At 61.7% G+C, this 22,112-nt stretch carries 23 protein-coding genes and 2 pseudogenes; 21 read left to right on the forward strand and 4 right to left on the reverse strand.

The window, feature by feature from the left end; all coding sequences use genetic code 11:
• Window positions 1–71 precede the first annotated feature (71 nt).
• The 21 genes and pseudogenes from ACVDG8_RS27460 to ACVDG8_RS27560 all read left to right on the forward strand — a co-directional run bounded on the left by ACVDG8_RS27460 (window position 72) and on the right by ACVDG8_RS27560 (window position 16,861).
• Window positions 72–668 (forward strand): ABC transporter permease subunit, encoded by a 597-nt coding sequence (locus tag ACVDG8_RS27460; RefSeq protein ID WP_447251233.1) that lies wholly within the window; start codon window positions 72–74, stop codon window positions 666–668.
• Window positions 650–994: an ABC transporter permease subunit gene (locus tag ACVDG8_RS27465; protein WP_447251234.1), complete on the forward strand. Its 345-nt coding sequence runs from the start codon at window positions 650–652 to the stop codon at window positions 992–994. The genes ACVDG8_RS27460 and ACVDG8_RS27465 overlap by 19 nt, the downstream gene beginning before the upstream one ends.
• 1 nt (window position 995) lies before the next feature.
• The gene (locus ACVDG8_RS27470; protein ID WP_447251235.1) at window positions 996–1,790 is read left to right on the forward strand and encodes an amino acid ABC transporter ATP-binding protein; all 795 of its coding nucleotides are present in this window, start codon (window positions 996–998) and stop codon (window positions 1,788–1,790) included.
• A gap of 33 nt (window positions 1,791–1,823) precedes the next feature.
• Window positions 1,824–3,296, forward strand: a complete 1,473-nt coding sequence (locus ACVDG8_RS27475; protein WP_447251236.1) for an aldehyde dehydrogenase — start codon at window positions 1,824–1,826, stop codon at window positions 3,294–3,296.
• Window positions 3,297–3,370: 74 nt separating this feature from the next.
• Entirely contained in the window at window positions 3,371–4,429 is a 1,059-nt protein-coding gene (locus ACVDG8_RS27480) for an Ldh family oxidoreductase (protein ID WP_447251237.1), read from the forward strand.
• Window positions 4,430–4,685: 256 nt separating this feature from the next.
• Window positions 4,686–5,726 (forward strand): proline racemase family protein, encoded by a 1,041-nt coding sequence (locus ACVDG8_RS27485; RefSeq protein ID WP_447251239.1) that lies wholly within the window; start codon window positions 4,686–4,688, stop codon window positions 5,724–5,726.
• Between the two features lie 68 nt (window positions 5,727–5,794).
• A complete protein-coding gene (locus ACVDG8_RS27490; protein ID WP_447251240.1) occupies window positions 5,795–5,995 on the forward strand; it encodes a tautomerase family protein in 201 nt (66 codons plus the stop codon).
• Between the two features lie 1,152 nt (window positions 5,996–7,147).
• Window positions 7,148–7,870, forward strand: a pseudogene (gene otnC / locus ACVDG8_RS27495) (3-oxo-tetronate 4-phosphate decarboxylase).
• Between the two features lie 49 nt (window positions 7,871–7,919).
• A complete protein-coding gene (locus tag ACVDG8_RS27500) occupies window positions 7,920–8,429 on the forward strand; it encodes a flavin reductase family protein (protein ID WP_447251241.1) in 510 nt (169 codons plus the stop codon).
• 52 nt (window positions 8,430–8,481) lie between these two features.
• Window positions 8,482–9,573 (forward strand): LLM class flavin-dependent oxidoreductase, encoded by a 1,092-nt coding sequence (locus tag ACVDG8_RS27505; protein ID WP_447251242.1) that lies wholly within the window; start codon window positions 8,482–8,484, stop codon window positions 9,571–9,573.
• Window positions 9,574–9,585: 12 nt separating this feature from the next.
• On the forward strand, window positions 9,586–10,461 hold the full coding sequence (locus ACVDG8_RS27510; protein ID WP_447251243.1) for an ABC transporter substrate-binding protein: 876 nt from the start codon (window positions 9,586–9,588) through the stop codon (window positions 10,459–10,461).
• Window positions 10,462–10,553: 92 nt separating this feature from the next.
• Complete coding sequence (locus tag ACVDG8_RS27515; RefSeq protein ID WP_455707307.1) at window positions 10,554–10,997, forward strand: transporter substrate-binding domain-containing protein; 444 nt, start codon at window positions 10,554–10,556, stop codon at window positions 10,995–10,997.
• A 131-nt stretch (window positions 10,998–11,128) separates the two neighbouring features.
• Window positions 11,129–11,377, forward strand: a complete 249-nt coding sequence (locus tag ACVDG8_RS27520) for a hypothetical protein (RefSeq protein WP_455707308.1) — start codon at window positions 11,129–11,131, stop codon at window positions 11,375–11,377.
• A 55-nt stretch (window positions 11,378–11,432) separates the two neighbouring features.
• Complete coding sequence (locus ACVDG8_RS27525) at window positions 11,433–12,095, forward strand: amino acid ABC transporter permease (protein WP_447251245.1); 663 nt, start codon at window positions 11,433–11,435, stop codon at window positions 12,093–12,095.
• A 2-nt stretch (window positions 12,096–12,097) separates the two neighbouring features.
• A complete protein-coding gene (locus ACVDG8_RS27530; protein WP_447251246.1) occupies window positions 12,098–12,754 on the forward strand; it encodes an amino acid ABC transporter permease in 657 nt (218 codons plus the stop codon).
• The gene (locus ACVDG8_RS27535; protein ID WP_447251247.1) at window positions 12,751–13,509 is read left to right on the forward strand and encodes an amino acid ABC transporter ATP-binding protein; all 759 of its coding nucleotides are present in this window, start codon (window positions 12,751–12,753) and stop codon (window positions 13,507–13,509) included. Before ACVDG8_RS27530 ends, ACVDG8_RS27535 begins: the two co-directional genes overlap by 4 nt.
• Window positions 13,510–13,616: 107 nt before the next feature.
• The gene (locus ACVDG8_RS27540) at window positions 13,617–14,255 is read left to right on the forward strand and encodes an SDR family NAD(P)-dependent oxidoreductase (RefSeq protein WP_455707309.1); all 639 of its coding nucleotides are present in this window, start codon (window positions 13,617–13,619) and stop codon (window positions 14,253–14,255) included.
• A gap of 64 nt (window positions 14,256–14,319) precedes the next feature.
• Window positions 14,320–14,586, forward strand: a complete 267-nt coding sequence (locus ACVDG8_RS27545; protein ID WP_447251249.1) for a hypothetical protein — start codon at window positions 14,320–14,322, stop codon at window positions 14,584–14,586.
• Entirely contained in the window at window positions 14,535–14,738 is a 204-nt protein-coding gene (locus ACVDG8_RS27550) for a hypothetical protein (RefSeq protein WP_447251250.1), read from the forward strand. The genes ACVDG8_RS27545 and ACVDG8_RS27550 overlap by 52 nt, the downstream gene beginning before the upstream one ends.
• 149 nt (window positions 14,739–14,887) lie before the next feature.
• A complete protein-coding gene (locus tag ACVDG8_RS27555; RefSeq protein WP_447251251.1) occupies window positions 14,888–15,637 on the forward strand; it encodes a GntR family transcriptional regulator in 750 nt (249 codons plus the stop codon).
• Window positions 15,638–15,844: 207 nt separating this feature from the next.
• The gene (locus tag ACVDG8_RS27560; protein ID WP_447251252.1) at window positions 15,845–16,861 is read left to right on the forward strand and encodes a Zn-dependent oxidoreductase; all 1,017 of its coding nucleotides are present in this window, start codon (window positions 15,845–15,847) and stop codon (window positions 16,859–16,861) included.
• Here the strand turns inward: ACVDG8_RS27560 and ACVDG8_RS27565 are convergent.
• The 4 genes and pseudogenes from ACVDG8_RS27565 to ACVDG8_RS27580 all read right to left on the reverse strand — a co-directional run bounded on the left by ACVDG8_RS27565 (window position 16,858) and on the right by ACVDG8_RS27580 (window position 22,059).
• A complete protein-coding gene (locus ACVDG8_RS27565; RefSeq protein WP_447251253.1) occupies window positions 16,858–17,577 on the reverse strand; it encodes a cyclase family protein in 720 nt (239 codons plus the stop codon). The genes ACVDG8_RS27560 and ACVDG8_RS27565 overlap by 4 nt on opposite strands.
• A 106-nt stretch (window positions 17,578–17,683) precedes the next feature.
• A complete protein-coding gene (locus tag ACVDG8_RS27570) occupies window positions 17,684–18,511 on the reverse strand; it encodes an ABC transporter permease (protein WP_455707863.1) in 828 nt (275 codons plus the stop codon).
• A 91-nt stretch (window positions 18,512–18,602) separates the two neighbouring features.
• Window positions 18,603–20,957 (reverse strand): annotated as a pseudogene (locus ACVDG8_RS27575) (ATP-binding cassette domain-containing protein); the annotation flags it as partial.
• A 13-nt stretch (window positions 20,958–20,970) separates the two neighbouring features.
• Window positions 20,971–22,059 (reverse strand): substrate-binding domain-containing protein, encoded by a 1,089-nt coding sequence (locus tag ACVDG8_RS27580; protein ID WP_447251256.1) that lies wholly within the window; start codon window positions 22,057–22,059, stop codon window positions 20,971–20,973.
• Window positions 22,060–22,112 lie beyond the last annotated feature (53 nt).

The raw sequence follows: 22,112 nt of genomic DNA on the forward strand, positions 1-22,112 counted from the left end.
GGTTATCGACTACTCTTTCGCACCGTAAAATGCCAGAGTAAAATGCAGCAACGACCCTCAAGGGAATGCGCGTGACAGACGCACAAAGCTGGTCCGCCGGCCACGACATCGAAAAAATGCCTGTTGTCCCGCTCAGGCACCATGGGCGGTGGCTGGCCGCCGCGGTGTTGCTGGTGGTTCTAGCGGGGCTGGTCGTCTCGATGGTCACCAATCCGCGTTTCAAATGGGATATCGTTTTCCAGTATCTGGTCGACGACGCCATCATCTCCGGGCTGCTGATGACGATCTGGCTGACCATTGCCGCCATGGCGATCGGCATCGTGCTGGGCACGGCAATCGCCCTCATGCGGATATCGGAGAACCGCGTGCTGGCCAGCGTGGCTTCCGGTTATCTTTGGATATTTCGCGGCACGCCGCTCTTGGTCCAGCTTATCTTCTGGTTCAACCTTTCCGCGCTCTACCCGCAGATCACCATCGGGTTCCCGTTCGGTCCGAGCTTCGGCAGTCTCGACGCCAACCAATACATAACGGTCTACGTCGCGGCACTCCTCGGACTGGGATTGAACGAGGGCGCCTATATGTCCGAAATCGTGCGATCCGGGCTGAACTCGGTTCCCGTCGGGCAAGGGAAGCGGCCGAGGCCCTCGGCATGTCGAGCTTCCGTGTGATGTGGCGCATCATCCTGCCGCAGGCGATGCGCGTGATCATTCCGCCGACCGGCAACCAGCTGATCGGCATGCTGAAAACCACCTCGCTGGTCAGCGTCATTGCGCTTCAGGAGCTACTGTATTCGGCGCAGCTTATCTACTCGGCGAACTTCCAGACCATTCCGCTGCTGATCGTGGCCTCCATCTGGTATCTCGTTCTGACGACGGTTCTGTCGATCGGTCAATATTTCCTGGAGCGGCATTTCGGCAAGAGCGACCGCAGGACCGCGATGGCGCCTTCCGAAGACGTCATCGACAGTTCGGCCGAAATCGCGAGGAGTGTCTGAGATGCCGTCGGTCAATGCCCATTCCGGCCTAGCGCCGGATTTCGCGGTCGTCGCTCGTGGCGTCGAGAAGTCCTTTGGACATCTGCACGTGCTCAAGGGTGTCGATCTCACCGTGGAGTACGGAAAAGTCGCCTGCATCCTCGGACCTTCGGGATCGGGCAAGAGCACATTCCTGCGATGCATGAACCATCTCGAGCGCATCGATAAAGGTCTGCTGCAGGTTGGGGGGCGGATGGTCGGCTATCGTCAGCATGCCGGCAAGCTCTACGAGATGAACCGAAGCGAAGTGGCGCGCCAGCGCGCCGACATCGGCATGGTGTTCCAGAGCTTCAACCTCTTCCCGCATATGACGGTGTTGCAGAACATCATCGAGGCGCCTGTCGGCGTGAAGAATATCGACAGGAAGCAGGCGACCGACGAAGCCATGCAACTGCTTGCGAAGGTAGGCCTCACCGCCAAGGCGGCCTCTTATCCGAGGACGCTGTCCGGCGGCCAGCAGCAGCGTGTCGCCATCGCGCGGGCGCTGGCGATGAAGCCGAAGCTGATGCTCTTTGATGAGCCGACGAGCGCTCTCGACCCGGAACTTGTCGGCGAGGTGCTCAACGTCATGCGTGAACTCGCCGTCGAGGGAATGACCATGATCGTGGTCACCCACGAGATTGGCTTCGCACGCGAAGTCGGCGACATGGTGGTCTTCATGGATGGCGGCGTGGTTGTCGAGCAGGGCAGCCCCGCCGAACTCTTCACCAACACCAAGAGCAGCCGCGCCAAGGCTTTCCTCAGCAAGGTCCTGTGACCTTCGAATCCGAAATTGCCAATGGAACACAAAATGACAAGCCTCCCAGACAAAGTCCGAAACCAGGCCTTCATCAACGGCAAGTTCGTGGATGCCGAAGGTGGGTCGATGTTCGAAGATCTCAACCCTGCGACCGGCAAGGTTCTGATCAAGGTGGCCGCGTGCTCGGCGCGCGACGTCGATGCTGCAGTGAGCGCCGCGCGGGGCACCTTCGAAGCCGGCACATGGAGCCGAATCGAACCGCGCGAACGCAAGAGGATACTGCGCAAGTTCGCGGACCTCGTCGAAGCCAACGGAAAGGAGATCGCGCTTCTCGATTCCATCGATGCTGGAAAACCCATCGCCGACTGCGAAAACCTCGACGTTCCCGACGTTGTCAACAATATCCGCTGGTATGCCGAAGCCATCGACAAGGTCTTCGGCAAGATCTCGCCCACGGGTGAGGGCAATCTCGGCCTGATCGTTCGCGAACCGGTCGGCGTGGTCGGCCTGGTGCTGCCCTGGAATTTCCCGGCAGGCACGCTCTCCTGGAAGATCGCGCCGGCGCTCGCGGCGGGCAATTCGATCGTCGTCAAGCCGGCCGAACTTGCTCCGCTGTCGACCTTGCGCATTGCCGAACTGGCCCTCGATGCGGGCATTCCCGCGGGCGTCTTCAATGTCGTGCCGGGGCTCGGACATGTCGCCGGCAAGGCGCTGGGCCTGCATCCCGACGTCGACGTCATCTCGTTCACAGGCTCGACGGAAATCGGCCGGCAGTTTTTGCGCTATTCGGCCGACAGTAATTTGAAGAAGGTGGTGCTGGAGTGCGGCGGAAAAAGCCCGCAGATCGTCATGGCGGATGCCGCGGCAAATCTCGATCAGATCGCGGAGAACCTGGCGGCCGCCGCGTTCTGGAACATGGGCCAGAACTGCACATGCGGCTCGCGCATTCTCGTCCAGTCCGGCATCAAGCAGGCTTTGGTCGACAGATTGGTCAAGGCTTCGAAAAATTGGGTGGTTGGCGAACCCACGGATCAGGCGACGAAGCTTGGACCGCTGATCGAAGCCTCCGCTTTGACGCGCGTGCTTGGCGCCATCGACCAGGCGAGAAAGGATGGCGCAAAGGTCGTTTCAGGCGGCAATCAGCTGTTCCAGGAAACCGGCGGCTGGTTCGTCGAGGCGACCGTCATCGACGACGTCCGTCCGGACACCGCCCTGGCCAGGGACGAGATTTTCGGACCGGTGGTCGCCGTCCTGCCATTCGAGACCGAGGACGAGGCCATCCGTATCGCCAACGCATCCGCCTACGGCCTTGCCGCTACCGTGTTCTCGACCGACATCAACATCGCCATCCGCGTCGCGCGTTGGGTGCAAGCCGGAACAGTGGCGGTCAACGGGTATGGAGAGGGCGATATCACCACGCCCTTCGGCGGCTACAAGACCTCCGGTTTCGGCGGCTACGACAAGGGTCTCGAAGCCTTCGATCAATATACGCAGCTGAAGACCATCTGGATCACCCTCAGCTAGTTTGGTGCTCGTGATGGCAACAGTGAAAACCCGCGCAACGGTCGCTCTCAAACATCATCTTGGGAACGGACATCATGGCTGAAACCGTTACACTGACACTCGCCGAGGCCAACGATCTCTGCCTGCGTGTCCTTCTGGACAATGGCCTGGGCGGGAAGCAGGCCGAGGCGGTGGCGGCGGTCATCGTCGCCGGGCAGCGGGACGAATGCCACTCGCATGGTCTCTATCGGTTGATCGGCTGCGCGCATGCGCTGGCGACTGGCCGCGTGAACAAGGCCGCAAAGCCGAGGGTGATCGACTGGGCGTCGTCGATCGTCAAGGTCGATGCCGATTTCGGCTTTTCACCCTTCGCCTTCAACGAAGGCATAGGCCTTGCGCTGGACAAGGCGCGATCTCAGGGCCTCGCTGCCCTTGTGATCAACAGATGCCACCATTTTTCCGCTCTGTGGCCGGAAATCGAGCCCTTGGCCGAACAGGGCTTCGCGGCGCTGGCGTTGACGCCGAGCCACAGCTGGGTGGCGCCGGCGGGCGGCATCAAGCCGCTGTTTGGAACCAACCCCATCGCCTTTGCATGGCCGAGAGCGGACAATCATCCGTTTGTCTTCGACTTCGCGACCAGCGCCACGGCGCGCGGCGAGATCGAACTCCATCGGCGGGCCGGCAAGACCATCGCGCTGGGGCTTGCCCTAGATGCCGATGGTCGGCCAACCGTGGATCCGGCCGAGGCGCTGCGTGGCGCCATGCTGACCTTCGGCGGCCACAAGGGCTCGGCGCTGTCGGCCATGGTGGAACTGCTGGCCGGCCCCTTGATCGACGACATGATCAGCATGGAATCGAAGGCTTTCGACGGCGGGCTCGGCGCCACGCCATGTCATGGAGAACTGATCCTCATATTCGATCCAAGCGTGTTCCTGGGCGAGGCGCTTGGAAAAAATCTCGCCCGTGCCGAAATGCTTTTTGATGCAATTGTGGGCCAGGATGCGAGATTGCCGTCGCAACGCAGATACGAAGCGCGTCTCAGAAGTCTTCGCATCGGCGTGACTATTCCGCGGCCTCTTTACGATGAACTGATCGCGCTGATGAAAACGCTGGGCAAGCTAGAGAATGTTCGCGAGCGAGAGCGACCTGCATAAGGGATGACGGCATCATGCGTGCATTTCTGCAGCGTCTGCGCGACTTGATCCTGAGTTGCATGGAAGACTTTTCCAACGACCATACGCCCGTTTCTGTGTCGTCTTGCGGGATGGTCTACTTTGATGTCGGAGGGGGCGGGCGAGATATCGGCGTCGAGGCGGGTGCGGCAGGGTCACCGTGGAATGCTGACCAGGTTGCCGTAGGTGATCTATCGGCGCCGATCCCGAAGGCTGAACAAAGAGCAAGGCAGCACCAATGCGCACCAAAACCAGCATTCATGTCGTCGGCTGCCATGCCGAAGGCGAGATCGGCGACGTCATCGTCGGCGGCGTGCTGCCGCCCGCCGGCCGTACGATGATGGAAAAGATGATCACGATGGAGCGTGACCACGACCACATCAGGCGCATGCTGATCTGCGAGCCGCGCGGCAGCGTCGCGCGCCATGTCAATCTCCTGGTTCCGTCGACGCGCGAGGACTGCGTCGCCGGCGCCATCATCATGGAGCCGACGGAGTATCCGCCGATGTCCGGCTCCAACACGATCTGCGTCGCCACGGTGCTGCTCGAGACCGGCATGGTGCCGATGCAGGAGCCTGAGACGCGCTTCATGCTCGACATGCCGGGCGGGGTCATCGAGGTGCGCGCCGAATGCCGCGACGGCAAATGCCAATCGATCACCTTCCGCAACGCGCCGGCCTTTGCCGAACGTCTCGACGCCGTCATCGAGGTCGAAGGTCTAGGCGCCCTCAAGATCGACGTCGCCTATGGCGGCATGTTCTACGCCATCGTCGACGCTCCGGCGCTCGGCTTCTCGGTCGTTCCCGACGAGGCTCGCGAGTTGGCGGTGGCCGGCGAGAAGGTTCGGCGCGCGGCGCGCGAGCAGCTCGATGTCGTGCATCCGCAGTTTGATAACGTGCGCGGCGTATCGATCGTCCAGTTCGCCATGCCGTTCCAGGGTCCCGGCAACGTCACGCGCAACACCTGCATCGTCGCGCCGGGGCGTTCCGACCGCAGCCCGACCGGAACCGGCACCTCGGCCCGCATGGCGGTGCTGCAGGCGAGGGGCATGATGAAGGCCGGCGACGTGCTGATCCATGAATCGATCATCGGCTCGCGCTTCACCGGCAGGATCGTGGAGCTGACCGAGATCGCCGGGCGCAAGGCGATCGTGCCCGAGATCACCGGGCGGGCCTGGATCACCGGCGAGCACAACTACTATCTCGATCCGACGGATCCGTACCCGCAGGGTTACGTGCTGTCGGACACCTGGGGCACCTCCACCTCGGTGAAGCAGTAGGTCGGGGCTAGGCCGCCTTTCAAATCCAACGCAGCACCCAACCGAACGCCAAGGAAATCGAAGGGAGAATGCCAGTGCCCATTGTGAAGATAGATCTCCATCCGGGCCGCTCACCAAGACAGAAACTCGAGGTGGCGGACGCGATAACGCGGGTCTTCATGGAAAAGCTGGGATCCGACCCCAAGGATGTGATGGTGATTTTCAACGACACACCGGCTCAGGACTGGTTCGCAGCTGGCCAACCCATGCAATCGCCGGTGAAATCTTGAACTGGACCAAGGCGGAACAGGATGTGGTGGCGAGATTCTCGTGCGCCGCGGTGGCGGGGACCGTACGAGACAATACGGGAAGCTCTCTTGATTTAGGCCAACGAAAAAGGCAATGAAATCAATAGGCACATCCTACGGGCACGGCTCAGTTCGCCAAAGCGCACCGCGACGGCTGCCCCTTCACATCATCGAGACACAACTGGCGAACTCAAGGCTACTTCTGAGTGTGTGCTCCGTTGATTCATTGGGAAATTCCGCCCGGAGGCGTTGCCATAAGCGAGGGAATATTTCTTGTACTTTCCAGTTGGTTAAACAGATTTTGGTAGCGGGAGAGGGATATTTAAGTTTAATCAAATCAATTATTTACATCTCTCGATACCGTGAAATTTGCGGTAAGTGGCCCATGCTTTCGAACGGGTTTTTGGCCGGTTGTCGAAGCAGGTCTAGCCTAAGCACGAGGCTGAGCGAAGCCGATCGCAGGGCGGTTCTTCACGGAGAAGTTAGCGCACCCCACTGATCCGAACAGAACTGGGCGACACGTAAAAAGCGTCGCCAGGCTGGTATAGGCTTCGACCTCAGAGATGGTTGTTGCCGTGCCGTGAGCGGCAATGTCTCTCCACTTCAGCAGGTTCCGAAAAGGTATTCTGAATTGGTCCGAGAGGCCGGCTGATAATCCGTCAAGAATCAATTTGAACGTCTTCTCCCTGCCATTTGTGGCGCCATAGGCCTTAAGAACTTCTTCCTCATCGCCAGTCTTTGCGATTGCAATGGCAAGCAGGATTGACTCAGCCGCTGCACCGACATGACGCAGGAGGCCAAGAAGTTTAGATTCCGGTGCGAAGCGATTGCTTCGTCGGCCCGCTGAAGAAAGCCAGACCCATAACGCGGAAGAAGTCTTGCGAAGACCTCATGCATTCGGCTTGGATCGCCGGCAATCCTGCGATCAGGGTTCTTAAGCCACAGGTGGCCATGCGATGTTATAGAGTAGCCGTCGCCCGAGAAGCTTCCGGTGCCTATCCCCGATTCACCGCCTCTTGCGTAGCGTGCTCCGGGACGAAGAATCCCAATTCTGCAGAGGTCCCAAGCAGCATCGTAAAAGGGTAGAAAATTGCGTTGGCCGTTGCCAAGTTTCTAAAATCTCGGGTGACAGGGATGCGTGAGACGAAGCTTCGTGAACAGATTGTCCGTTTCGGCAGGTCGCTGTTCGATCGCGGGCTCACCCCCGGTTCCTCGGGAAACATCTCAGTTCAACTCGACGAAGGCGGCTGGCTCGTTACCCCCGACGAACGCCTCGCTTGGATTTCTGGACCCGGCGTCCATCTCTCGCCTCGATGCGAAGGGCAATCTCATCTCGGGCGATAAGCCGACGAAGGAGATTCCACTGCATTCCGCGCTCTACGGCACAGTCAAAGGATCTCGGGCCGTGGTGCATCTGCATTCAACGCATTCGGTCGCAGTCACGATGCTTCCCGAGATCGATCCGAAGTCGGTGCTGCCGCCGATGACGCCGTACTATCTCATGCGCGCTGGCCGAACGGCGCTGGTGCCGTATTTCAGACCGGGCGATCCGGCGGTCGCCGAGGCCATCAAGGGATTGGCCGGCAAATATATACCTCGGTCCTGCTGGCCAACCATGGGCCAGTCGTGGCTGGCAAGGACCTTGAGGGCGCCGTCTTTGCGATCGAGGAACCCGAGGAAACAGCAAAGCTATACCTTCTGCTGCGCGATCTCAACCCGCGATATCTATCCGCGGAGCAAGTCGCGGATCTGGCCAGGCAATTTCCGCTTCCGGGGCCGGACGGCGCGCACGACGACGAACCACCGCCATTGAGCAAGGCAATTCCGTATGGATCAAATCGCCCAAAAGCACATTGACGGATTGTAGATAATCTGCAATATTAGCGATGGGAACAAGGAAGCACAAATGCTCTCGCAGGATTTGAGAACCGAGCATTTCCGTCAGTCGATGCGGCGCGTGGCATCCACGGTCAGCGTGATCACATGCAGGCATGAAGGCTGCCGATATGGCATCACCGTCACATCCGTCACGCCGCTCAGCTTCTCTCCGATGTCGATCCTCGCCTGCGTCAACCGCAATTCCTCGATCAGCGTGCCGCTCAAGGAAGAGGGGCAGTACTGCATCAATGTGCTTCGCGCCTCGCAGGCCGACATATCCAACTCCTTCAGCGGCGGACGGCCAGCCGAGAAGCGTTTCGATACTGGCGAGTGGACGGAAAGGGACGGCATACCGTATCTGGCAAGCGCGCAGGCGAACCTGTTCTGCGAAATGGATCAGGCGATCTCCTATGCCACGCACGATATCATCATCGGACGGGTCGCCGGGGTGGCATTCGCCTCCGATGTCGACCCCCTGATCTACCAGAACGGCGCCTATGCGCTGACTTCACCGATGGTCCTGCAGAAGGCTGGATAGGACTGTTTGCCAACGTCGACAGTGGTCGCCGAAGGAACTTAGGAGCAAATGAATGCAGCTTGGTCTTTTTAACCTGATGACACTTCGCGATCATCCCGACGGCGCACGGGGCGTGATGCGCGACACGCGCAAGATGGTGGAGACCGCCGATGAGTTCGGCTTCGACGTTGCTTGGTTCGCCGAACATCACTTCGCCAACTATTCGAGCTCTCCCTCGCCACTGATGATGTGCTCTTATGCGGCTGGCTGGACCAAGAATATCAAGCTTGGCCCAGGTGTTATCGTGCTGCCGCTATACAACCCGCTTCGTGTCGCCCAGGAGATTGCGGTCGCCGACACGCAGACTGAAGGCCGCCTCGTCATCGGCATGGGCACCGGCTATCAGCGCTATGAGTTCGACCGCTACAACGTCGTGTTAGACGATCGGGTCGAGGTGTTTCTTGAATACTGGGACGTCATCGAAAAGGCCCTGGTCGATGGTGAGGTCGAGTACAAGGGAAAGCACATCTCGCTCCCCAAGACCCACTTCGCAATCACCACCCAGCAGAAGCCGCTGCCGCCGATCTTTGTGACCTCCTCCCACCCCAAGCTGCTTGAGCGCTTCAAGAAGTGGAAGGCGGTCCCGTTCCTCGCAGCCAGCACGCTCGGATCGCCTGTGCTCTACAAGATGGTCGACGGGCTCAACGAGGCCTGGACGTCCATCGGCGAGCGGCCTTCGACGAAACCCTTGGCGATCATGCAGTACGTGGCCGTAACCGACAGCCGCAGCGAGGCCTTGGAAGTGGCGGAGCGTGCGCGATATGTGGGGCGGATGGCGCATTATCTGCGCCAGGCATCACCGCCGCTGGACGACAACAGCTTCATCAGCAACCAGGCGGTCGAGGGCGAGTACACGCTCGACCAATATGCGGACAACATGGTGGTCGGCGATCCGCACACCGTTGCCGAGAAGGTGGTCGCGGACATCAAGCGTCTCAATCCAAGCAATTACACCTGCAACTTCTCCTTCGGGTGCATGCCAATCGAGTTGGCGCATCGCTCGATCGTTCGATTCAAGAACGAAGTCGTGCCGCTGATCGAGAAGGAATTGGGACCTATCGAAGCCCTCGGCGTGACACCCGAACTGGCGAGAAAGGCGAGTTGAGCGGCCTCACAAATGCTCAGCCAACAAAAAAGATTGGTGTGCAACACAAGAAAGGGGAATGAAATGAAAACGATTGTAAAGGCTCTGCTGGCAACAGCGGTCGCCTCCTTGACGCTGGTCGCGCAAGCGCATGCCGACTCGGCTCTCGACACGATCATCCAGAGCAAGAAGCTGCGCTGCGGGATCATGCTGGACGCTCCTCCCGCCGGCTTTCGCGACCAGAGCAACGAGCCCGACGGCTATGACGTCACCTACTGCAAGGACATGGCAAAGGCGCTCGGCGCGGAGCCGGTGATCATCGAGACGCCATCGCCGGACCGTATTCCGGCCCTGGTTTCGAACCGCATTGACGTGCTGATCTCATCCACTACGCCGACCCCGGCGCGGGCGTTGACGGTGGCTTTCACCCAGCCCTACACCAACAACATTATGATGGTCGTGACGCGCAAGGACACCGGGATCAGCCAGTATTCCGATCTGAAGTCCAAGAAGCTCGGCGGCGTCGTGGGCGCCACGCCCGAGCAGCTATTCAAGGAGGAGCTCGCCAAGGGCTGGCAAGGTTCCGGCGCGACTTACACCGGCTATGCCAGCGATTCGGAATCCTATCTGGCTCTACAGCAGGGTAAGATAGATGCCATCCTGATTGCGGCGGGTGTCTTCCACGCGCTGCAGCAAAGCGGTCAGTTCCCCGAATTCGTAGCGGAGGGAGTGGCGCCTCTGGCCGACTTTGGTTCGATCGCGGTTCACCGTGAGGACGAGCAATTCCTGAATTGGGCGCGGCTGTTCGTCTTCCAGCAGGAGGTCAGCGGGCGCCGGGCAGAAGTCTACAAGAAATACTACGGCGATGGTCCGTTGCCGCCGCTGACCGCCAACGGGATTAACTTCTAAACACAAAACCTGGGCTGGCGAGAAAGGCAAGCAAAGCGGCTTCCAAATGCTCAGCCAGTAACCAGGTCCACAACACAGAAAAGGGGAATGAAATGAAAACAATTTTGAAGGCTCTGGTGGCGACAGCGGTCACCACCTTGATGCTCGCCGCGCAGGCACATGCCGACTCGGCGCTCGACACGATCGTCCAGAGCAAGAAGCTGCGCTGCGGCATCATGCTGGACAGCCCGCCCGCCGGATTTCGCGACCAGAACAATGAGCCCGACGGCTATGACGTCACCTACTGCAAGGATATGGCGAAGGCGCTTGGCGCGGAGCCGGTGGTCGTCGAGGTTCTATCGCCGGATCGTATCCCGGCCCTGGTCTCGAACCGCATCGACGTGCTGATCGCATCCACCACGCCGACCCCAGCGCGGGCGTTGACGGTGGCCTTCACCCAGCCTTATACCAATAACGTCATGACCGTGGTGACGCGCAAAGACACTGGAATTACCCAATATTCCGACCTGGCGTCCAAAAACTCGGCGGTGTCGTAGGCACGACACCGGAGCAGCTCTTCAAGCAAGAGCTCGCCAAGGGCTGGCAGGGTTCCGGCGCGACCTACACCGGCTATGGCAGCGATTCGGAAACCTTCCTTGCTCTGCAGCAGGGCAAGATAGACGCTCTCGTGATCAATGTGGGCGTCTTTCAGGCGCTTTCAAAAAGCGGTCAGTTTCCAGAATTTGTGATGGCGGGGCTGGCACCTCTCCCCGATTTCGGTTCGATCGCGGTTCACCGCGACGACCAGCAATTCCTGAACTGGGCGCGGCTGTTCGTCTTCCAGCAGGAGGTAAGCGGGCGCCGGGCCGAAGTCTTCAAGAAATATTACGGCGATGGTCCGTTGCCGCCGCTGACAGCCAGCGGCATCAGCTTCTAGCCACAAGGCTCATGCCGGCGGGAAAACCTGCCGGCATGAGCCCGGGATGATTGGCATGAATGGCTATCACTTCTACTGGTCCATCGTCTGGGATTCACTGCCCCTGCTGCTGTCTGGCGCCTGGGTGACGATCCAGATCACCATTCTCGCTTTCATCGTGGGCACGCTGATTGCGATGCCCATGGCCGTCGCGCGCCAGAACGGCGAGGGATGGGCCTACCGCGTTTCGACCTGGTGGGTGGAACTGGCGCGCAACACGCCTGCCGTCTTCCAGCTCTATCTTTTTTATTTCGGGCTGGGTGCCTTCCACATCAACATACCGAGTTACGTCGCCGTCCTCATGTCCGTTTCCTTCAACAACGCCGGGTATATGACGGAAATTTTCAGGGGCGGCCTGGCGGCCATCCCGCGACAGCAGCTGTCGGCTTCGCGCTCGCTCGGCATGACCAGCCCGCAGAGCTTCATCCATGTGATCTTTCCGCAGATGTTTAAGGTGATCTTCCTTGCCTATGTCACACAGGGCATATGGGGCATGCTGAACACCTCGCTTGGCATGCTGGTTGGACTGCAGGAGCTCTCGGGCGCCACACAGTACGCGCAGTCGGCGTCCTTCCGGACGTTCGAGTTCTTTCTGGTCACGGCGCTGATCTATTACCTGATCGCCAAAGGGCTGCAGTTCTCGTCCCAACTAGCCTTTCGGCTCATCTATAGGAGCTAGGCGTGCAGTTTCAGTTCGCAAACCAAGGTCTCGCCTGGTCGGATGCTTATTTCCTGGCTCAGGGGCTGCTTAACACCGTCAGGCTGGCCGCTGCAGCAACCCTTGTCGGCACCCTTGCCGGGATCGTCCTTGGCTGGTTGCGCACCGTGTCAATGACCGTGAGGATCGCCACCGCCCCCTTCATCGACATCCTGCGCAGCGTGCCGATGCTCATCCAGCTGATACTGGCCAACAGCTTTCTGTCGATCCTGGGCTTTGGTGCTTCGGCCTTCTGGTTCGGCACCGTCGCGCTTGGCGCCTGGATGTCGGCGGTGACTGCCGAGGTGGTCCGGGCGGGCCTTCTTTCGGTCCCGGCTCAATACCGCAAGAGCGCTCGCTCGCTTGGCATGAACGGCTACCAGGAGCTTTTGTACATATCCATGCCGCTGGCATTCAGGACGGGGCTGGCTCCATGGATCGGGCTCGTGCTCAGCCTGATCAAGGACAGCGCTCTCGCGGGCGTCGTCGGCTATGTCGAATATATGCGTTCCACCCAGATACTCATCACCAGGACACATGAGGCCTGGCTGCTGCTGATGGGTGCGGGACTTTTCTATTTCCTAATCTGCTATCCGGTTTCCCGCTACAGCCGGCACCTCGAAAGAAAGGTCCGCGTATGATCCGCATCAGCAAAGTCCAGAAGGCCTTTGGATCGGTGACCGTGCTCAAGGGCATCGACCTCACGATCGACAAGGGCGAACTCGTCTGCCTCATAGGTGCGAGCGGGTCGGGAAAATCAACGCTCCTGCAATGCATCAACGGGCTCGAACCGATCCAAGGCGGCGAGATCCTGGTAGACGGCATCAGCGTCCACGATCCGAAGACGGATATCAACAAGCTGCGCTGCAAGCTGGGCATCGTGTTCCAGCAATACAACGCCTTCCCGCACCTCACGGCGCTGGAAAATGTCGCGCTGGCACCCCGGGTGGTAGCAAAGCGCAGCCGCGCGGAGGCGCGCGCGCTCGCGCAGAAGCACCTTGAGCATGTGGGGCTCGGCGACAAGGGCGACAGCCTGCCATCCCAGCTCTCAGGCGGCCAGCAGCAGCGTCTCGCCATCGCCCGGGCGCTTGCGATGGAGCCGAGCTATATGCTCTTTGACGAGGTCACCTCCGCGCTCGATCCCGAGCTAGTCGGTGAAGTGCTTGAGACCATGCGCCTGCTGAAGAGCGAAGGCATGACGATGGTGGTTGTGACACACGATATCAATTTCGCCCGGGAATCGGCGGACCGCGTGGCCTTTCTCTGCCAGGGCGAAGTCTGCGAAATCGGCACGGCGGAAGAGGTGATCGACAATCCTCAGAAAGAACAGACGCAGAAGTTCCTGCGGCGCGAGAAGCGCAAGCCGCTTGAAATCGTCAGAAGCTCGGTCGCTTAGCGATCCAACGCACCATCGAAGGTTAACTCATGATCTCGTTCAATCTCACGGGAAAGACAGCGCTCGTCACCGGCGGCGCGTCGGGCATCGGTCTCGAGGCCGCGCGCATGATGGCCAAGGCCGGCGCCAAGGTCGCAATCAACTATCTACCGGGGGACCAGCGGGGCGAGGCGGCTCTCGCTGAGTTCCGGAAGGAAGGACTCGACATCATCGGTGCTCCAGGCGACGTCGGCGATGCCGGGCAGGCCAAGGCAATGGTGCTCGAGGCGGTGGCGAAGCTCGGCCGTCTCGACCTGCTCGTCAACAACGCGGGAATACCGGGCGTGAAGATCCCGGTGCCGATCAACGACCTTGACAGCATCACGGAGGAGCTTTGGGCAAATCTGCTGAACGTCAACCTGATGAGCGTTTTCAGATGCTCGAAGGCCGCGGCGCCTGCTCTCAAGCTGGCCAAAGGCTCGATCGTGAACACCGCTTCCATCGCCGGCTTCGGCGCCGTGGCCAGCACCATCGCCTATAGCGGCTCCAAGGCCGCGGTCATCAATCTGACGAAGAACCTGGCGCGCGCGCTCGCCCCCGATGTGCGCGTCAACGCGGTGGCGCCCGGCGTCGTCGAGAGCTCGTGGGCGATCGAATGGTCGGAGGAGCGTCGTCAGAGCACCCTCGCCAGCACACCTCTCAAAAAGTCTGCACCACGGCGGACGTCGCGGAGCTTATCGTCTTCCTCGGTTTCGCCGGCGCGCTGATCACCGGTCAGACGGTGGCGATCGACGGCGGCATCTCGATCTGATCCACAACATGGAGAACTGCATGGAACTCGTGAAGCTCAAGTCCGGCAGCATCCTGGAAGAGAAGGAAGGCTATTCGCGGATCGTCGCCCTCGACAATTGGATCTTCATGTCCCTGACGGCAGGACGCGACTATAAGACCCGTGCGATGCCCGAGACGGCTATCGAGCAGGCAAGGCAGGCGATGAAGAATGTCGAGGCGCGCTCGAGGCGGTCGGCAGCAGCGTTGCAGATGTGGTGCGGCGACGCATCTTCATTCCGCGCCAGGGAGACGTCCCGGAAGTCATAGCCTATATGGGTGAGAAATTCCGGGGCATCTATCCGGCAAGCTGCGTCAGCTGCGGCCCGCTGGGCGGACCCGAGTATCTCTTCGAAATCGAGATCACTGCGTATCGTGGTGCCGGCGACCTTGCCGTGAAGAACCTGGCGGTCTCGCTCTAACGGCAAGTCAGGCGGCACAGAACGTTTTCCACTTGTTCCGTACGGATAGCTTAGTGGCAGGCTTCTCAATAGGTGATCGCATTCGTATATAGTCTACATTCCGAATGCCTGGGCAGCCGATCTCCTGCGGTCGCCTTACGAGGATCTCGATGCGACACGCCAATGAAACAGGCGCCATTCTGGCGCCCATGACGCAGATGGAAAGCACGCAGTTCGCTGCGGAGCAGATTCGGAAAGCGATCATTGCCGGGCACTTCAAGCCCGGTGACCGGCTTGTCGAGCAACAGCTTACCGACATGTTGAACGTCTCCCGACATCCAGTCCGGGAAGCGTTGCGCCTGCTTGCTCGCGAGGGGTTCGTCGAGCTCAAGCGGAACAAGGGAGCATCCGTCAGCGCGGTGGACGCAGACAGCGTCATCGAAGTCTACAATATACGGATGGCACTGGGAAAAATTGCCCTGGATCATCTGCTCGCGGAACCAGGTCGCTTGGCCTCGGCTGACGTCAAGCGTCTCGAAAAATTAGCTGAGAATGCCGTCAAGTTCGCTAGCCTCGATAGCCAGGTCGAGACCGTTCGCAACGACCTGGAGTTCCAGCAGGCGATAATCGATGCAACGGGACTGCAGCGGACCATACGCTACTTTTCCGAGCTGACCGCGGACGTCAGGCGCTTCAACCATCAACTGGGGGTCGTTTATACTGACCGAAAGGGCGATGCCGAGAAGTATGTCGTCAGGCTATTCGAAAGCTTGCGGGACGGAGATCTCCGCACTGCGCATGAGATCTGGCAAGCCAAGTTCTCGAAGGCTCTCGAGCGCTACCTTTCGCTGATTGCCGACAGTGAATCAGATGGGGCGAGCCGCAACAGCGTGAAGACCAGTCGCCCCTCACGTCGGTAGCAAGGCACGGCCTCGCACGAAGCATCTTCGCGCGTTGATCGTCCTCCGGACTTCGGCAGTTCGGTGATGATGCAGCGCGGGCTCCATCGCGGCCATGGGGGCGTCGACCCAGACAGACCTGCCAATCTCCATCTCAACTGCATGCGCTCTCTTGACGGCACGGTCGACGTGAGTCACTTGTCGACTAGTATACAAGTTGGAGTGTCCATGCTTGAAGTTCTTGTCCGCGCGCCACAGTCGCTCGAAATCCAGCAAGGCGCCATGCCAGAACCCGACGTCGGTGAAGTCGTCATCCAGGTTAGCCGGGCCGGCATCTGTGGCTCCGACATTCATATCCTGCATGGCTCCAATCCGTTCGCTGTCTATCCGCGCATCATCGGGCACGAGTTCGCCGGCACGGTGACGGCGCTGGGCGAGGGCGTGAGCCACCTTGCCGTCGGCGACCGTGTTGTGGTCGATCCCGTGGTATCGTGCGGCCACTGCTATCCCTGCCGGGTCGGCCGCTCCAATGTCTGCGCCAATCTCGAAGTGATGGGCGTTCACCGCGACGGCGGTTTTCGCGCCTTCGTGGCGGTGCCGGCGGCAAATGCCATACCGGTGCCGGCCAACATGCCGTTTGGACTTGCGGCACTGGCCGAGCCGTTTTCCATCGCCGCCAATGTGCTTGATCGTACCGGCTGCGGGCCGCAGGACACGGTGCTGATCTATGGCGCCGGCACGGTCGGCGTCACCGTGCTGCAGGTCGCCAAGCTCAAGGGTGCCCGCTGCATCGTGGCCGATATCGATGAAGCCCGCCTCCAGCGAGCGCTTCGCTTCGGCGCCGACAGGGTGATCCACTCCGCGCGCGAGCCCGTAGCGGCCGCGGTGCGCACCGAGAATGACGGCCTGGGCCCGACGCTGATCATCGACGGCGCCGGCATCCCCGCACTTCTGGATGAGGCTTGCCGCCTGGCCAGCCCGGCGGGCCGCATCGGCCTGCTCGGTTTTGCAGATGCCCCGTCCAACCTCAGCCAGCAGGAAGTGGTGCGCAAGGAACTGACCATCGTCGGCTCGCGCCTGAACCGGCGGCTGCTGCCGCGCGTCGTCGAATGGCTGGCCGACAAGCGGCTCGACCCGCAAGGCATGATCACGCAGGTCTTCGCGGCGACTGATGCGCGCGCCGCCTTCGACCTGATCGAGCAGGAACCGCAGCGCACGCTCAAGGTTCAGCTGGATTTCTCTTAAGATCCGGGTTCGACCAGCGCAATGGCGCGCAGCGGCGATCCGGTGCCGCCGACGATCGCCAGCGGCAAGCTGATCAGGAAGCACAGCGGCGGCAAGTCGCCGAGCCGGGCGAAGTTCTCGCCGATCATGATGCCGGCTGAAAGCAGCGTATTGTGCGCCGGGAAATCCTCGCTGCCGAAACAATCGACCGACAGGCAATCCGAACCGACGATGCGCACGCCGCGCTCGACCAGCAATTCGGAGGTTGACCGCGACAGGCCGGGCCAGTCGGCGAGAAACGAGGCGTGCTGTGCAGGATCGTCCCAGAACCGGTCCCAGCCGAAATGGAAGAACACCGCATCGCCCTGCCGTATGCGGCCATGCTCGGCCTCGAAAGCGAACACAAGCTCCGGCTCGACCGCCTGCCGTGGCCGACAGCTGCGCGCGTCGATCGTCACCATGCGGCCAAAGAAGCGCTCGACCGGAATGTCGGAGATGGCGGCGCCGCCGCGGATGAAATGCACGGGCGCATCGAAATGCGTGCCGGTGTGCTCGCTCATGCCGAGCGCGTGATTGCAGGCGGCATCGCCGCGGTCGTAGGATTCGACGAGTTCCTGACAATAGCGCGGATGCGTCGGCCACACCGGCATGCCTTGCTTCATCGGATGCGTCAGATCGACAAAGGACACGGCCTTTGTCTCGAACAGTCCGGCAAGCTTGTCGGCGACTGATGTCATCTGGCGCGCGGCCTCGGCACAAGGGCGACGATCAGGATGATCAGCGTCCCGGTCAGAAGGAAGCGTACGCCTGCCTGGATGCCAAAAGTGTTCAGCATGGTCGACATCAGGTTGAAGAACAGAGCAGCCCCCATATGCCGATTGCATTGGCCTGTCCACCGGCGACGCTGGTGCCGCCAAGCACCACGACGGCGATCGATTCCATCAGATACGCGTCGCCCATGTTGAGCGCGGCGCCGCCGCTGAAACCGGCCAGCAGGAAGCCGGCCAGGGCGGCCGTCGTGCCACACAACACATAGGCCAGGAGCCGCACGCGGGCGACGTCGATACCGGCAAGCCGCGCCGCCGGTTCGCTCTGACCGGTGGCCAGCAATTGTCGGCCCCAGACCGTGCGCCTGAGAACGACCATGGCGACAAGCGTCAGCACCATCACCGCGACAGGCATGACCTGCACCCCGCCAACGCTCAGCGCGGTGAAACGGGAAAGGCCCGCCGGCGGCTTCAAGGTCGCCTGGCCACCGAGATTGAAGGCAAACGACTGGAAGACGAAGCTCCAGGCAAGCGTCGCGATGATCGGCGGCAGCCGCAGCGCGACGATTGCCGCAAAGTTTGCCGCACCCGCGACAGCGCCGACCGCGAGAGCGGCAAGCAGGCCGGGAAGCAGCATGCCGTCGGACCCTTGCATGACGGTCATCGACACATAGGCCGCCAGCGTCAGCACGGATGGGACCGACAGGTCGATATTGCCCGGCCCCGAGGCGACGACGAACATCTGCCCGGTGCCGACGACGACGCTGAAGGCGCCGAAGGCGAGCGCCCCCGACAGTGTGGCGCCAGCGCTTCCGAACCCCGAATAGGCTGTCGTCGCCACCCACATGGCGAGCGCAACCACGAAGCCGTACGTCCACGGGGCCAAGCTCAGGCGGCGGGTCATCGGGCGCGCTCGAAAGCAGCACGCGCCCGGCCAGCACGAGAAACAGGATGACGCCCTGGGCGCCGATCTGCCAGGTCGGCGGCACCTGCAGGAAGGACAGGAGCGATCCGGCCAGCGACAGCGTCAGCGCGCCGATCACCGTGCCGACCGGCGACACGACGCCGCCGGTGAAGGCGCCACCGCCGAGGATCACCGCGCCGACGCCGAGCAGCGTATAGGCCGGCGCGACATTGGCGTCGCCCGAGGTGGTGAGGCCGGTCAGCGTCAGCCCGGCCAGACAGGCGAGCAGGCCTGCGGCGGCGTAGACCGCGACGCGAATGCCGATGACAGACCATCCGGCGCGCTCGATGGCGCGCGGATTGCCGCCGGCGCCGCGCAGCACCGCGCCATAGGAGGAACGCGAGATGACGAGATGCCCGCCCAGGGCCGCCAGCAGCGCCAGCCAGATCGACAGCGGCATCAGTGGCGGCTGCCAGCTCATGAAGGTGGCGAGCCAGGCGGGCGCGGTTCCGCCCGGCGCCGGCAGCAGGATCACGGCGATGCCGAGCCAGATGAAGGACATGCCGAGCGTGACGATGATCGACGGCAGCTGCCTGAGATGGATGAGCAGGCCAAAGCCGGCATAGGCCGATATGGCGGCCAGGTAGCAGAGCACCGCGACTGCCGGCACATCCTGCAGGTAGAGCGCGGTGATGCATGTGACGAGCCCGACAAAGGCGCCGTTGGACAGATCGATGTCGCCCAGCATGATCACCATCATCTGCGCCAGCGCCGCGAAGACCAGCGGCACCGAGAGCTTGAACAGAAGATGGAAGCCGAAATAGCTCATCGCCGCCGGTCGGATGCTGAAGATGATGGCCAGCATCACCAGCAGCGCCACCGCCGGCAGGCCAACCTGCATGGCATTGAAAAAGGCCGAACGCGTGCGCGAAGAGGAGCGGATGGGAGCACGAACAGCGGTGTCAGACATGCTCGCCTCCGAAAGAGGCTTGCAGGATCCGCCCGGTCTCGATGGCGTCGCCTTCCAGCCTGGTGGCCGCACGCCCTCGCGGAAGACATAGATGCGCTCGCAATTGGTCAGCTCTTCGAGCTCGGTCGTGTACCAGACGAACGAACGTCCGTTCTCCGCCTCGCTTCGGATCAGCCGGTAGACCTCCTGCTTGGTGCCGACATCGACGCCGCGCATCGGATCGTCGAGAAAGATCACCTGCGCATTGGAGGCCAGCGCGCGGGCAAACAGCACCTTCTGCTGGTTGCCGCCGGAGAGCGCCAGGATCGGCGTGTCGATCGACGGCGCCTTGACCTTGAGCCGGCTCGACCAGGTCTCGGCGAGCTTGCGGGCGGCATCGCTGGAGATCATGCCGCCGCGCGTCAGCGCATTCAGGCTGCGAATGGTCAGATTGTCGGCGATCGACCACAGCGAGAACACACCCTCCGAGCCGCGGTCGCCGGCGACATAGGCGCCCGGCAGGGCCGCGCGCTGGCGTCGCGCGGCAAAGAACATGGCTCTCAGCCGCTCGCGCTGGCCATGGCCGTCGAGCCCGGCGAAGCCGATGATCTCGCCCTTCCCCACCTCGATGACGAGGTCGCCGGCATCGCGGCCGGCATGCCGGATCACGGTAGCCCCTGCCCGCGCCGTCTTGCCGGCGGTGTGCTCGCGTGGCCGTTCGATGCTGCCCATCAGCTCGACCAGCGCGGTGCGCGACAGGCCGGCGGTCGGCCGGTCAGCGACGACCTTGCCGTCGACCATGACGACGGTGCGGTCGCAGACGGCAAGGATCTCGTTCAGGCGGTGGGTGATGAGGATGCAGGCGATGCCGCGCGATGCCGCCCGGCGGATATGGGCGAGCAGCTGCTCGGTCGCCTCATGGCCGAGCGCCGAGGTCGGCTCGTCGAGAATGACGGCGCGCAGCCCGATGTCGGTTTGCGTGAAGGCCCGCGCGATCTCGACCATCTGTCGCTCGCCGATCGGCAGGTCGGCGACCTTCCTGTCCAGATCGATGTCGTGGCCGGGGAAAATCTCATCCAGCACCGGGCCGATCACTTGCCGCGCACGACGCCGCCAACCCAAGCCGCGCAAAGGCTTATGCACGATGCGGGTGTTTTCCGCCGAGGTCAGGTTGGCGCACAGCGACAGTTCCTGAAAGATGCAGCGCAGTCCGGCCTGCTGGGCGCCAGCCGCACTCCAGGCGCCGATCTCGCGCCCGCCGAGGCGGAAGTCGCCACTGCTGCGCTCGACCGTGCCGGCAAGCACATTCATCAGCGTCGACTTGCCAGCGCCGTTGTGGCCGACCAGGCCGACGACCTCGCCGGGTCTCAGATGAAAATCCACGCCGCCCAGGGCATGCACGGCATCATAGCTCTTGCGGACATCGCGCACCTCGATGAAGGGGCTGTCGGCATCGCTTCGTGCATGTCCTTTGGGCGGCGTGGCATCGTTCATCATTCAACCATGCTGCTCATTTCGGCGCGGGAACGCCCGGCAGATGCTCCTTTTTTACGTTGGCGTCGATGATCTTGGCCACCAGTTCCTGCGGATATTCGGCATTAACGACGCCACCCTCGGGAACCGTCTTCAGCCAGGCTTCGAGGTCAGGTTGATTGATCTGCAAGAGCGGCACCTCGACGAATTTCGGCACCTGCTTGCCGGCCAGGATCTGCTGCGCCACCCAGAACGCTACCTGCGAGACGCTGGGCGTAGCACCCAGCGAGAAGGTCTGGTAGCCGCTGGCGTCATGCTCCTGCTTCCACAGCGCCAGCTCGTCCTGGCGGTTGCCCATGATGATGATCGGCAGTGCCCGGTTGGCGGCCTTGAATGCCTGCGCCGCTCCATAGCCGTCGCCGCCCTGGGTCAGCACCGCATCGACCTGCGGCAGCGACGGCAGGATCCCCGAAACTTCCTTTTGCGCCACCGTTGCCGTCCACTGGCCATAGACCTCGCCGACAGCCTTGTAGCTGGGATGATCCTTCATCGCCTTCTCGACGCCCTCATGCAGGCGCTTGTCGAAGCCGTCGCCGGCCATGCCGCGGATTTCGAGAATGTTGGCCGGCTTGTCGCCGAGCTTGCTGGAGATGAAGTCCAGCTCGGCCTTGGCGTAGGAATCGAGATTGTAGTCGACGACATAGGCGCAAGGTTCGGTGACGCCGCTGGCGAAGGCGACGACGGTGATGCCCGCATTGCAGGCATCCTTGATGGCGCCGTTGAGCGCGGTGTCGGAGCCGGCAAGCACGATGATGGCGTCATAGCCCTGCAGGATCAGGTTCTCGATCTGCGTCGCCTGCTCCGTCACCGAATTGTTCGAGCTGACGACGGCGGTGCCCGCGATCTGTTTGTCGGCGACGGCCTTGGCGCCCATCTCCTCAAAACTCTTGATCATCACTTGGCGAAAGGAATTGCCCGCATAGGAATTGCTGAAGGCGATCTTCTTGGCCGAAGTATCGCCCTTGGCGACGCCGTCCTCGGCGCGCGCGCCTGTCGTGGCAAGGGTCGTGCACGAAAGCAGCGCCGCGGTAAGGAAGGCTCTGCCAGTTGTTCTGGTTCTGCTCATTTCATTCTCCTCCTGTTGAAAGTCATAGCGTCCTCCCGCTGACCATTTCGAAC

It is taken from the genome of Mesorhizobium sp. ORM8.1 (assembly GCF_053005525.2).